The organism is Limosilactobacillus sp. (assembly GCF_040772465.1).
Lineage (GTDB): Bacteria > Bacillota > Bacilli > Lactobacillales > Lactobacillaceae > Limosilactobacillus.
The window spans coordinates 249,172-262,661 of the sequence record NZ_JAXGYB010000001.1 but is presented as its reverse complement, the minus strand read 5'-3'; the positions used below and the strand labels follow the sequence as shown (position 1 = coordinate 262,661).

Sequence of the window (13,490 nt, the reverse complement as noted above, 5' to 3'; positions counted from 1 at the left end):
AAACTAAATTATTTTAAATTTGGGCTTGAATAATAGACAGATAGCACCTATAATTCATTCTAATCAATTTTTAATTTAATTTGTTTCTCAGAAAGGAGTTAGCAATATGAAATTTACTCCGTTAATGGCATTTACGGTTGTCATGTGTTTTCTTTTTCTTGGTGAGTGGGTATCGACGCGAACGAGGTCCTATCTTCCATCTATCTTTATTTCAGCGCTCCTTTTTGTCATAGGTTTTTGGACGGTTCTACCAAAAACGGTTGTTACAATGGCTACGTTTGGTGATAACTTTTCAGCTGTTGTCGTTGGGTTACTGTTAGTTCATCTAGGAACACTAATGAATTTGCGCCAATTAGCTGCTCAATGGAAAGCAATTTGCATTGCTCTTGTTGGTGTTTGTGGCACCCTGGCCCTGACATTAACCATTGGTAGTTTTATTTTTAACTGGCACACGGTTGTGGCAGCTGTACCGCCGCTGACTGGTGGATTGGTTGCAGCGCTCTTGATGACTAACGGCCTTAAAGCAGCTGGAATTACTACCTTAGTTGCCATTCCAGTTTCAATGTTCATCATGCACTCATTAATCGGTTATCCATTAACTGGCTGGCTGTTGAAAAAAGAAGGTCGGCGCGTTATTTCTGAGTACCATGCCGGTAATATTCAAAAGACAGGCCAATTCGCTGACGATAAAAAAGGTGTAGAAGAGAAAGGTCGCTTTAACAAGATTCCTAAAGCGTACCGGACTCCTGCCTTCATCATCTTTAAATTAGGATTTGTCGGTGCTCTCAGTTATGCTGTAGCTGCTTTATTACACAATGTGATTAATCCTAATATCTTTTGCCTGGTCTTTGGTGTTATTTTTCACCAACTCGGATTTTTGGAAGGAAATGCCCTCGGCAAAGCAGGAGTTACTAATTGGCTGATCTATGGCAACCTTGCCTACATTTTCTCTCAACTGAGCCTGACCTCACCACGGACATTAGCTACTGTGATTTTGCAAATTGTTGTTTTGATTGTCCTGGGTGTTGTGGGAATGTTCGTAGCCTCATTCCTTCTTCACAAGCCACTGCACATGAGTCCTTACATGGCATTTGCTTGCTCCCTGACAGCTCTCTTCGGTTTCCCAGCTGACTACGTGCTGACAACCGAGGTGGCACGAACGGTTTCTACTACTAAGGACGAGGAAGAGGTTGTTCTAGAAAACACCTTGAACCCAATGCTGGTTGGTGGATTTGCTACCGTCTCCGTCGCTTCAGTGGTCATCGCATCTATTTTCTTGAGATTGCTGTAAGGGTTGAGGTTAAAAAATGGCAAAAAAATAGAGCATGACAACAAAGCTGATGAGGCTTTGTGGGTCATGCTCTTTTTCAGTTATTCTTCCGGTTTGTGTTGGTCGACGTTGGTCATCTTCATGTAGTCCATCCACTCGTCATATTGTTGGGCGGTAACTTTGCCGCTCTTCAGTGCTGCCTGACGTAGGGTTAAACCTTCACGGGAAGCTTGCTGGGCAATTTCAGCGGCTGCGTGGTAACCGATGTGTGGAGAGAGGGACGTGACGGTCATCAAGGAATTATCCAAAAGGTCATCCATCCGTTGGGCGTTGACGGTTAAGCCCTGAATGGCTTTATCAGCGAAGTTTCGCAATGTTCCGCTCAGTAAGTCAGCTGACTCCAGGAAAGCGGCGATCATCACTGGTTTATAGACGTTCATCTCGAAATTGCCTTGGGAAGCTGCGGCGGTGATGGTTGTGTCGTTGCCGAAGACCCGGAGGGCGGCCATGGTGACGGCTTCGGCCTGGGTCGGGTTCACTTTGCCAGGCATGATGGAAGATCCTGGTTCATTGGCTGGCAGGTTGAGTTCGCGTAAGCCAGCACGTGGACCAGAAGCGAGAAAACGAATGTCCTGGGCTAATTTAAAGGCGTCGGCTGCCAAGGATTTCAGTGCGCCGTGGACAACGTTTATTCCCGAATGGTGGGCCAGACCAAAGAATTTGTTGGTATGGACGTTAAATTGGTGGCCATAGACTTGGGACAGCTTTTCGGTAATCCGCTCTGGCATTCCTGGGGCTGCGTTGAGGCCGGTGCCAACTGCCGTTCCGCCGATTGCTAATTCATAAAGGGTGGGCTTCAGTTCTTTGATGTAAGCTAGGTCATGTTTGAGAGCGGCTATGTAACCCGATAATTCCTGGCCAAAGGTGAGTGGTGTGGCATCTTGGAGGTGCGTCCGGCCAACCTTGACGGTGCGCCAATACTTCTTCTCTTTGACGACCAGTTCATTGATCAGGTGCTGGACGGCTGGTTCCAGTTGGTCTAGTGCTTGAACCGCAACGACATTCATGGCAGTGGGGAAGGTGTCATTGGATGATTGACCGCGGTTGACGTCGTCGTTAGGTAGAATTGTTAATTCTGGATGCAATTTCATCGCTTCATTGGCGACGACTTCATTGGTGTTCATATTTGTTTGGGTACCTGAGCCAGTCTGGTAGACGTGCAGAGGAAAGTCTCGACGCAGCTGCTCGTCTTTTAGCGCAAGCAAGGTATCGACGGCTTCGATGATGGCTTGTCCTTTTTCTTTATCCTCAGCACCGAGGTCAAGGTTGGCCTGGGCCGCAGCTTTTTTGATTTGCAGCAGAGCGCGGATGATTGGTAATGGCATCAATTCACCAGCAGGGAAGTTGTGACGGCTTCTCTCGGTTTGTGGTCCCCACAGGGCATCCTTGGGGATTTTGACGGGACCAATTGTGTCGCTTTCAACTCGGTATGATTCAGTCATATGCAAAACCTCTTTTCAGACACATTTTATTACTAACTGCGCAGACATCTAAGATTGTGCTTATTATTATAGCTGATTTGTACCAAAATAAGACTTTAATTCCTATTTAGGACTAGCAATTGCTTCTCTTGGTGAAAGCTGTTATATTATTAGAAAATTCTAAGTAATTTCTAATTTAGGAGGGAAGCCAATGTTTAGCCAAATTGGACAATTGATTTTTGATAGTGAAGCCGTTGCGAAAACCTCAGATTTTACGATGGGGATGGAAATCGAAATGCAACGGGTTGATGAAAACGGCAATTTTAGCCAGGAACCTTATCCGGCAGGGATTGGGGATGAAAAGACTAATCCGTGGATTACTAATGACTACCTGGAGACGATGTCAGAGACAGTGACGCCATCCGCTAAACATGCCATTGACGCCATGCACTACCTGTACCGGATCAATAATGCATTGCGTTCCGCCTTAGCTCCAGGGGAACTACTGTGGCCATTGTCGATGCCACCACGGATGCCAGAAGACAAAAGCAAGCTGCAGTTTGCCAAGATGGGTCCCAAGAAGGAAGCCTACTTGGCTGAATGGACCAAACGTCACGGCTATTCACAGGGAGCCCCGTGTGGTGCCCATATTAATCTGAGCATCGATGAGCACGTGATCAAGTTAGTACTAGAACATTTTCCGGAGAAGTTCAAAGACGAACGCGAAGTGCGCAACTACTTGTATTCTGTGCTGGCCCAGGGTTTTGTGCGTTATCGCTGGCTACTGACATATCTTTTCGGCGCCAGTCCGATTGCCGAAGCTAACTACTTTGCACCTGGTAAGGAACCGAAGCATCCTTTCCGTTCGATTCGGCAGAGTAAATATGGCTTTGGCACGAAATTTACCGGTGATTACACTAACTTAGATAAGTACATTGCCCGGATTGAACAAGGAGTGAAGCAGGGTGTCCTGACCTCTGACTATGAATTCCATGGTCCGGTTCGCTTTAAAGGAAACAAGAATCTAAAGGATCTGCCGAAGAAGGGCGTGGAATACCTGGAACTGCGGATGCTCGACCTGGACCCGAGCACATCGGTGGGTGTTCGGACCGGAACGTTGCGTTTCATCCGTTTGATGGCTAGCTACTTCATCATGCATCCGGCGTTGCACGAGACAGACGTGGACAATATTTTACAGAATGCGGATAAGATCAATGAAGAAATTGCCGAAGAAGATCCAACTAAGAAGAGTAAATATCAGTCGACCGCTTGGGCAATCATGAAGAGCCTGGAACGCTATGCTAACCAAATTCAACTAGGCCCTGAATATTCGGAAATCCTGGAAGACCTGGAAGACAGGATCATGAACACACGGACGACGCCGAGTGCTAAGCTGATGAACTACGTTAAGAATGGTTCGCTGACGGAATACGCATTGACGCGGGCCAAGCGTTACCAGGAAGCAGCCCTCGAGTCGATCAATCCTTTCCGGGGCTTTGAGAGTGGCAAAGTATACACGGCGGCGGAGTTACGGCAAGCATTGTCGCAAGAGTAAACAAAATTGGAGCAAGGGGATATTTCCTCCTGCTCCAATTTTTATTTTTGTGCTCGCTTGATTAAATCAGCAAACAGTGCCTGTGAGTAGTCATAATGTTTGAACATGTTTTCCGGATGCCACTGAACGGCCAGAATTCGGTCGTTGTCTTTTGATTCTACGGCTTCCGTAATGCCATCATCTGCTTTGGCAGTGATTTTCAACGGATCTGCAATTTTATTGAGGGCCTGGTGATGCCGAGAATTTACGTACGGTCGCTTGCCGACCAACTCAGCCAAGTGACTGCCCTTTGTTGTTGTGACGTGGTGAGAAGGGAAGTTACCAGGGGCGTCCTGTGAATGCTTCAGGGTTTTAAACGGTGCCTCGGAGAGGTCCTGGTAGACAGTGCCACCGAGAGCAACGTTGATAACCTGCATCCCACGGCAGATGCCCATCATCGCTTTACCCGCTTTGAGGGCAGCCTTGACCAAGGCAATCTCAAATTGATCCCGCTTAAAGTAGGTTGGGCCGAGCTTTTGGTGCGGTTCTTCACCAAAGAAGGTGGGATCGACGTCACTGCCACCGGCAAAGATAATACCATCGAAGAGGTTGAGGTATTCGGGGATAAGTTCTGTCGGTACGTTGGGAAAAATGACAGGAACACCACCGGATTTAAGGACGGCTTCAATCAGGGGCCGCGGAGCAAAGTTAGCGTTACGCTCATTGATAATGTTGGTGGCCACCGTTAAGGTATCGGCTGGGATAGAAATTCTTGGTCGCATGGGCAGGTCTCCTTTGCAATAGTTTGTACATAGTATAAAGAAATTGTGAATAATTGTAAATTATTAGGGCAAAGTAAAAGAGGATGGGAAACGAATTTCTCATCCTCTTATTAATAGCTAGAAATTAATCTTCTAGTTTTAATTACTTTTCACGTGAGTATGAAGCGATGTCAGCCAGAATTTCGTTCATGAAGGCATCCATGGACATTTCGTTCTGTTCCTTTTCACCGTACTTCCGGACAGAAACGCTGTTGCCCTTAACTTCGTCGTCACCAACAACCAGAGTGTATGGAACCTTCTGAGTCTGGCTTTCACGAATCTTGTAGCCCATCTTTTCGTTACGGTGGTCAACAACAACCCGCAGGTTAGCAGCCTTCATCTTCTTGGCAATCTGTTCAGCGTAGTCACCGTGCTTGTCATCTGAAACAGGGATGATGTGAACCTGTTCAGGAGCCAACCAGGTTGGGAAGGCACCCTTGTAAATTTCAGTCAGGTAAGCGATGAACCGTTCCATCGTGCCGACGATCCCACGGTGAATCATAACTGGCATGTGTTCTTGACCATCCTTGCCGACGTAAGTCAAACCGAAGCGGTCAGGCAGCATGAAGTCCAGTTGGATAGTGGACATCGTTTCGTCGTTGCCCAGAGCAGTCTTGGTTTGGATATCCAGCTTTGGACCGTAGAAGGCAGCTTCACCAACGGCTTCGTAGTAGTCGAGGTGGAGATCATCCATGGCACGCTTCAGCAGCTTCTGTGAACGTTCCCACATTTCGTCGTTAGCGTAGTACTTCTTGGTGTTCTTCGGGTCACGCAGACTCAGACGGAAGCTGTAGTCGGTGATGTCGAAGTCCTTGTAAACGTCCATGATCAGCTTTAGGATCTTGGCAAATTCGTCTTCGATTTGGTCCAGAGCAACGAAGGTGTGGCCGTCGTTCAGGGTCATTTCACGAACACGTTGCAGACCGGAGAGGGCACCGGACTTTTCGTAACGGTGCATCATCCCGAGTTCGGCAATCCGCAGTGGCAGGTCACGGTATGAACGAATGTGGTGCTTGTAAATTTGAATGTGGCTTGGGCAGTTCATTGGCCGCAGTTCAAGCATTTCGCCGTCACCCATGTCCATCGGTGGGAACATGTCGTCACGGTAGTGTGCCCAGTGACCAGAAGTCTTGTAAGCGTCCAGGTTCATCAGCACTGGCGTGTAAACGTGTTGGTAACCGTCGGCAACTTCACGGTCAATGATGTAACGTTCAATCGTCCGCCGAATCGTAGCACCCTTTGGCATCCAGTATGGCAGGCCGGCACCGACCTTTGGATCAACGAAGAAGAGGTCCAGTTGGTTACCGATGACACGGTGGTCACGTTCGCGGGCTTCTTGACGCTTCTTCATGTCGTCGTCCAGGTCAGCCTTCTTGAAGAAGATGGTCCCGTAGATCCGTTGCAGCATCGGGTTGGATGACATGCCCTTCCAGTAAGCACCGGCAACGGAGAGCAGCTTGTAGTTCTTCAAAACATCAGCGTAGGTCAGGACATCAGCTTCAGCTGGGGCGATGACGCCGGCAACGGAGTAAACGCTAACCTTGTCGCCGTCAGCAGCTTCCTTCAGCAGGGCGTTGCTGTATTGGTCGTCACTGGCTTTAGCTAAAGCATCATCCAAGCTCAATTCAACGCGTTCGATTTTAGCGTCGTCCTTGATGAACTTCTTCATAGCGTCAGCTAATTGTGGCAGTTGGTCAACTGAAACTTGTTGGTCGTCCTTGTCAGAATCAACGTGGAAGCCGTCTTCATCGACCTTTGCTTCGCCAAGACGAATGCCATCAAACTCTTGCTTCAGAGCTGCCTTCAGTAACAGAGCAGCTGTTTGCCGCAGAGCGTCCAGAGCTTCTTTTGAATCGCGGTCTACTTTACGAACTGAACCATCTGGTGATAATAACTGTACTTGTGCCATCGATATACACACTCCTTTGAGTAATAAAAAAAGCCCCTAGCACCAATTTAATGGCGCTAGGGACGTTGATTAACGAAATCAGCGTGGTTCCACCCACATTTAGAGCCTACTAAAAGACTCCCTCCATGGTGTGGTAACGGTTCACGAACCGGTCTCCCTTATTTCGGGAAACAAAAGAAAGGTGGTACGTTAACTTAGCCGGTCAACGGTGCTTCCAGCCATGGCACCGACTCCCTGTCTAACTGACTAAACTAGGCATGTCCTTTACAATTCAAAGTATAGCATCGCGCAATTTCGTGTCAAGAGAAAAATTAGAAAATTATTAAATCAGTTTAGTGGCTTTGCGTACCGTTATTGGTATTATTGCCACCACCGCTGTTGCTTTGGCTATTATTGCTTTGATTGCCGCCGTTGTTGTTTTGGGCTCCTTGGTTAGAGGAGTTGCCATTACCACCATAAGTCCGCTGGCCACCGGTTTGGCCGCCGCCATTGTTAGATGAACGGTTGTTGTTGGATTGGCCACCATTGGACTGGGTGCTGCCTTGGGAACCGCCGTTGCCATTGCTACGTCCTGTCGTAGTCGTTGTGGTTTGGCTGCCGCCAGTATAACCATCGTTATCATCATCATCGGTCGTAGCAGTGCCGTTAGAAGAGCTACTAGAGTGGTGGTGTTTGTGATGATGCTTTTTGTGGTGATGTTGTTTGCGGTGGGAACTCGTGCTAGTCGATACACTGGCGGAGTCGCTGTTGGTGTTAACAGGGTTTTGTTGTTTGAAAGCAAAGACGATAATCATGACAACCAGAACGGCTAACAGAATCCCAAGCAGGATCCGGAAGAGTTTGCTGCCGCCCTTATGCGGACCCTTGCCATAGTGAAATTGCTTAGCTTTACGAGGTCGTTTTTTACTGAAAAGTGATTTATGTTGTTTGGGCTTTGGTGAGTCGTAACGGCCCATTCGTGTATTACGATTTGGTTCCAAGTTGTTGTTCATTTTATTTTCACCTCAGTAGGAAAGGCTAATATAGTTTATCTCACCTATTATACCATGAACTGCCCGATGGTTGAAAAGAACCAAACCACGAGCGGGGGGAGGTACTATGATTCCTCTTACATGGATAATAATTTAATGCACAGTACAACAACGGCCCCTAGCATTCGAAAATCCGAACGCTAGAGGCCTATTGTTACTTGGGGGGGTGACTAACAAAGTCATAAACGACTTCTGTCATGCTCCCACTCGTGATTGGAAAGTGAAATTAATGATTGACGTGAATTAATTACTTAGCTTCAACAGATTCGCCCTTGTCGTGGCCGATGTGCTGTGCACGGAACCGCTTTTCACCAGTACGGAATTCGTAGCAGGTCCAGAGCAACAAAGCAATGATGGCAACGATCGTGATCCAGGCAAGAACATCAGCCGTGCCCTTCTTCCAAAGGCCGAAGCCTTCAAAGGTTTGTGGCATGTTGTAAAGGTTTAAGAAGGTCAGTAACAGAATTGAAACCCAACCGAAGAATTTAACGGCCTTGTTGTTCTTAAATTCACCCATTTCAACCTTACTGTCAGTCATCATGATCAGTGGCAGCATGGAGAATGGCAGGTCAATAGCCAGGAACACTTGTGAGTTTTCCATCAGCATGTTCAGGGCTTCGTGTTGTTGAATAGCAGTTTCTTTACCAGTCATGGCAACACAAATTAGAACAGGGATGATAGAGATAACACGGGTAACCAGACGACGGGCCCACAGGGGCATCTTCATGTGAATGAAACCTTCCATGATAACTTGACCAGTCAGGGTACCAGTAATAGTGGAGTTTTGACCTGAAGCCAGCAAAGCAACGGCAAACAGGGTGGCCAGCAGACCAGACTTAGCAACGGCAATTAACAGGTTGTTGCTAAGCATGGAAGTGTTGTTCAAAGCTTCATATAGACCGAAGAAACTGGAGTCCTTAATGGCACCCATCTTGAAGACAGCCACACCAACGATCAGCAGCAATGAGTTAACAACAAAGGCCAGTGACAGTTGAATGTTGGAGTCCCAAGTGGTGAAACGAACGGTTTGACGAACACTTTCTGGGTCGTTATGGTCGATTTCACGGGTTTGAGAAATAGCTGAGTGCAGGTACAGGTTGTGCGGCATAACGGTGGCACCGACGATACCTAAAGTACCAGTTAATGGTGAAATACCACCAACGATTGGACCCTTAGCAATAGCTTTGGTTGATGGGATCAAGCCCTTAGCAGCGCCTAACCAATCTGGACGTGACAGTGCAACTTCGTAAGCAAAGACAACCAGAATAACCAGAATCAGGCAAGCAACGATAGCTTCGATTTTCCGGAAACCAATCTTGGTCAGCAGCAGCAGAACCAGAACATCCAGTACAGTAATGAATACGGCTGGTACCAATGGAATATGGAATAATAGGTTCAGAGCGATCGCAGCCCCGATAACTTCGGCGATATCAGTCGCCATGATAGCAAGTTCAGTCATAATCCAAAGGACGATCCCTAAGGCCTTACCTGTCCGGGCACGGGTCGCTTGCGCCAAGTCCATTTGGCTCACGATCCCAAGTTTAGCAGCCATGTATTGCAGTAGCATCGCAATTAAACTTGAGATCAGGATCGCAGTCATTAAAGTGTATTGGAAGCTTTGACCACCGGTGATTGAAGTTGACCAGTTACCTGGGTCCATGTAACCAACGGCAACCAGGGCACCAGGACCAGAGTAAGCAAATAATGTTCTCCAGAATCCTTTGCCCTTTGGAACTTTAACCGTACCATTGATTTCTTCCAGCGATTTCCCGTTGGCGTATTCAATCAAGTGGTGTTGCTTCTTTGGACGTTTTGTATTGTCCACTTGTAAATCCACCTTTCTGTGTAAATGTTAAGGTCGTTGATAAACGACGTTAGTCTCTTTCAAAACCTTTTTTAGGCTAACATAAAAAACAACATAATTCAATCTAAGTTTTCATCTAAAGTACCCCAAAAAAGCGCTTTTATGGGATTTTTTTGAAAATCCTTGCCTTTTTCGAACATGTGTTCGTATAATATGAGCAAAGGGGGAAGGTTAACGATGAATTATGAACACGAACCGCATGGCTTATTTTTTATGATCGACAATAAATCTTTTTACGCAAGCGTGGAATGTGTAGCTCGTGGCTTGAATCCCCTGAAAGCCACACTCATTGTGATGTCCGAAACTGCCAATACGGGGAAGGGTCTAGTGCTGGCTGCTTCGCCGATGGCCAAAAAAGAGTTTGGCATTAGCAATGTTGATCGTGAATACCAGGTACCCCGTGACCCACGTTTATTGGTAGTGCCTCCCCGGATGAATCTTTATATAGAAAAGAACCTGGCTATTAACCAAATCTTCCAAGAATTTGTCGCGCCTCCTCAGTGTTGGCCGTATTCTATCGACGAGAGCATTTTGGATATGTCAAAATCATGGCACCTTTTTGGCAAAACTCCTGAAGAGGTAGCACTGCGTATCCAAAGAACGGTGCGAGATCGTCTCGGCCTCTACACAACGGTCGGTATCGGTGAGAATCCCTTGCAAGCTAAGCTAGCCTTAGACTTGCTAGCTAAACATAGTCGTAATTTTCGGGGAACACTGACCTATCGTAATTTTTGTGAAAAAATTTGGCCAATCACTGATCTGACTAAGGTATGGAGCATCGGCAAGCGAACTGCTAAGCACTTACACCGCCTTGGAATTTATTCCATCAGTGACTTGGCACATGCCAATCCCTATCAATTAAGTAGTGAAATGGGAGTCATGGGGCAGCAACTCTATGCACTATCTTGGGGCATTGACCGTAGCCAATTAGATAGGATTCCGTTAGTCAAAGACCACAGCTGGAGCAATTCACAGGTGCTACCACGCGATTACCATACTGCTGCTGAAATTACGGTAGTGCTTCGTGAAATTACCCAGCAGGTGGTTTCTCGGATGCGCCACCACCATCAATTGACAGCTTGTGTTAGCTTATGGATTGGTTTTTCTGGTCGGCAGGCGGAGTTAGGGCGGTCGGGCTTTGCTCACCAGTGCAAAATTGATCCGACAGATGATAGTCGCATTATTATTGATGCTGTATTAGACATTTTTCGCCAATCATGGGATGGGGAGACAATTCGCAACGTGGCGGTAAGCCTGGGTAGACTCTGCCCAGCTAGTGGCCAACAACTATCCCTCTTTACTCCTGTCAATCAGCAAGTTAAACAGTATCGTTTTGATCACTTGGTGGATCACCTGCGGGATCGCTTTGGAACTAACAAGGTCTTCTATGCTAACAGCTTGCTACAGGGTGGAACGATGCTGGAACGAGCTGGACTTGTGGGTGGTCATAATGGTGGCAATAGTTTTGCTTAAGTCTGATGAATGATGTTAAGACTCCTTCAAAGTGTGATAAGCTTAGTGCAACAACAATACACTATAGATAGAATGGAGAAAAATATGGCGTTCCTAACACTGAAAGACATTCATAAGTCATATTTCCTGGGAAATGAAGAATTTCCGGTTTTAAAGGGGATCAACCTTAGCTTTGAGCGGGGCGAGTTTGTTTCTATCCTTGGCGAATCTGGCGGCGGTAAGACGACACTGATGAACATCATCGGCGGTTTGGATCGTGAATTTGACGGTGAAGTTGTCGTTAATGGCAAAGCACTGGACCACCACAAAGAAAAGATGATGGATCAATATCGCCGAGAAACAATTGGTTATATCTACCAATCCTATAACCTCATTCCGCACTTAACGGTGTTAGATAACGTTTTGATGGCATTGGATATGACCACGCTAGATCGTAAGCAGCGACACCAGCGGGCAGTCCAGTTGCTAACGAGGGTAGGACTAGAGTCGCAACTAAAGAAGCATCCCAACCAGCTGTCGGGTGGTCAGAAGCAACGGGTTGCCATTGCGCGTGCTTTAGCCACGGATCCTCAATTGATTATTGCCGATGAACCGACGGGGGCCTTAGATTCGGCTAACACTCAAGAAATTTTGAAGCTCCTGGATGATATTGCGCGTGAAGGCAAGCTGGTAATTGCCGTGACCCACTCTCAGGAAGTGGCCGACCACGGGACGCGAATCATTCATTTGGCTGATGGCAAGATTAGTGGCGATGAACGCCTAAAGGATGCATATCCCATCCCAGTCGATCAGGAACAAATCCAATCTAAGCAATTATCTGCTGCTGCTAGCTACCGGACTGCTTTTAAACACTTTTCCTATAACTTCTGGCGGAATTTCTTAATTATCCTCGGTACAGCAGTCGGGATTTTTGCTGTTTTGTTATTCAGTGGTTTAGGCAATGGGGTTAATGGCTATATCAACAACCAGATCAATAGTCTGATGAATCCGCACGTCATTACGGTTATTCGCAACACTAGCGGCAAAAAGATGACGATGGAAGAATTGCAGGATTCGATGCAGAATTTCGCTTCTAATCCACGTGCAATGCTCCTCAGTCATCATGAGATGAACCGGCTGCGCAACGTGAAGGGTGTTAATGGTGTTTATCCGGGTTATTCTATTCCTACCTATAAAGCAGAGTTTGCTGGAAAATCGGTTAGTGGTAGCACAATTGGCACGTGGACTAAACACCAGAGCAGCCACGTGATCAAACATGGCCATCGCCCGGGCAATGGTGAAGTGGTTATTAGTCGGCGTGAAGCTGCTAACCTTAGGGGTGAACGCCATTACAAATCATTGATGGGCAAACGGGTTAACTTCAGTTTCAACTGGTTTAATTCTCAGGACGCCCCCGTTCAGGTCAATCTGAAGCTCAAAGTTGTTGGAATTACTGATTCCAATACTGGATCAGCCATTACAGCCACAACTTACCAAACGATGAAACGCGGTCTGACAAATGCCCATGCAGTGACGGAACCAAATTCTGCTGCAGTTTATGTCAAAGAGCTGAACCAAGTATCAACGGTTGCTAGCCGTATCAACTCTTTAAAGGGTAAAGACCATAAGTACGTTTTAGGATCAATTACCGTCGGTTCAATTCTGAAAACTCTCAATAGCTACGTGAAGGTCGCTTCGCGGGTTCTCTCATCTATCGCTGGAATTTCGTTGCTGGTTTCTGCACTGATGATCATCGTCACGATGTACATGTCGGTCTCAGAACGTACCAAGGAAATTGGGATTCTTCGTGCTTTGGGTGAGCGACGGAGCGATATCCGGCGGCTCTTTACATCGGAGTCCATCTTTATCGGCCTCTTTGCGGCTATCTTGGCTGAAGTTTTAGCTTTGATTATTTCGTCAGTGTTCAATCACGCCATTTATGGTCTAATTCATTACAACATCGTCCAACTGATGCCAATCAACTTGGTTAATGGTTTTGTGATTGCCCTGGTTATTTCGTTTATCGCAGCGTTATTGCCAGCACGACGGGCAGCACGATTGAACCCTATTGATGCATTGTCAGCTGAATAAATACACTAATTCAAATATAACTGTCCTCAGTATTCAT

The 13,490-nt window shown here is 46.8% G+C and carries 9 protein-coding genes; 4 read left to right on the top strand and 5 right to left on the bottom strand.

What is annotated here, in order from left to right; genetic code table 11:
* Positions 1-106: 106 nt before the first annotated feature.
* On the top strand, positions 107-1,291 hold the full coding sequence (locus AB3114_RS01100) for a hypothetical protein (RefSeq protein ID WP_367341420.1): 1,185 nt from the start codon (positions 107-109) through the stop codon (positions 1,289-1,291).
* Between the two features lie 80 nt (positions 1,292-1,371).
* Here AB3114_RS01100 and AB3114_RS01095 read toward each other — a convergent pair whose 3' ends face one another.
* Positions 1,372-2,772 (bottom strand): class II fumarate hydratase, encoded by a 1,401-nt coding sequence (locus AB3114_RS01095; RefSeq protein ID WP_367341419.1) that lies wholly within the window; start codon positions 2,770-2,772, stop codon positions 1,372-1,374.
* A 190-nt stretch (positions 2,773-2,962) separates the two neighbouring features.
* Here AB3114_RS01095 and AB3114_RS01090 point away from each other — a divergent pair, with 190 nt between their 5' ends.
* Positions 2,963-4,306, top strand: coding sequence for a glutamate--cysteine ligase (locus tag AB3114_RS01090; protein ID WP_367341418.1), 1,344 nt, complete (start codon positions 2,963-2,965; stop codon positions 4,304-4,306).
* A 41-nt stretch (positions 4,307-4,347) separates the two neighbouring features.
* On the opposite strand, the gene AB3114_RS01085 is transcribed toward AB3114_RS01090, so the two are convergent.
* The 4 genes from AB3114_RS01085 to AB3114_RS01070 form a co-directional block, all read right to left on the bottom strand.
* The gene (locus AB3114_RS01085) at positions 4,348-5,067 is read right to left on the bottom strand and encodes a gamma-glutamyl-gamma-aminobutyrate hydrolase family protein (protein ID WP_367341417.1); all 720 of its coding nucleotides are present in this window, start codon (positions 5,065-5,067) and stop codon (positions 4,348-4,350) included.
* Between the two features lie 142 nt (positions 5,068-5,209).
* Complete coding sequence (gene thrS, locus AB3114_RS01080) at positions 5,210-7,015, bottom strand: threonine--tRNA ligase (protein WP_367341416.1); 1,806 nt, start codon at positions 7,013-7,015, stop codon at positions 5,210-5,212.
* A 332-nt stretch (positions 7,016-7,347) separates the two neighbouring features.
* Positions 7,348-8,007 carry a hypothetical protein gene (locus AB3114_RS01075; protein ID WP_367341415.1) on the bottom strand — a complete coding sequence of 220 codons (660 nt, stop codon included), beginning with the start codon at positions 8,005-8,007 and terminating at the stop codon, positions 7,348-7,350.
* 286 nt (positions 8,008-8,293) lie between these two features.
* Entirely contained in the window at positions 8,294-9,871 is a 1,578-nt protein-coding gene (locus AB3114_RS01070; RefSeq protein ID WP_367341414.1) for an Nramp family divalent metal transporter, read from the bottom strand.
* A gap of 216 nt (positions 9,872-10,087) precedes the next feature.
* Here AB3114_RS01070 and AB3114_RS01065 point away from each other — a divergent pair, with 216 nt between their 5' ends.
* A complete protein-coding gene (locus AB3114_RS01065; protein WP_367341413.1) occupies positions 10,088-11,383 on the top strand; it encodes a Y-family DNA polymerase in 1,296 nt (431 codons plus the stop codon).
* Positions 11,384-11,467: 84 nt separating this feature from the next.
* On the top strand, positions 11,468-13,453 hold the full coding sequence (locus tag AB3114_RS01060; protein ID WP_367341412.1) for an ATP-binding cassette domain-containing protein: 1,986 nt from the start codon (positions 11,468-11,470) through the stop codon (positions 13,451-13,453).
* The last annotated feature ends 37 nt before the right edge of the window (positions 13,454-13,490 follow it).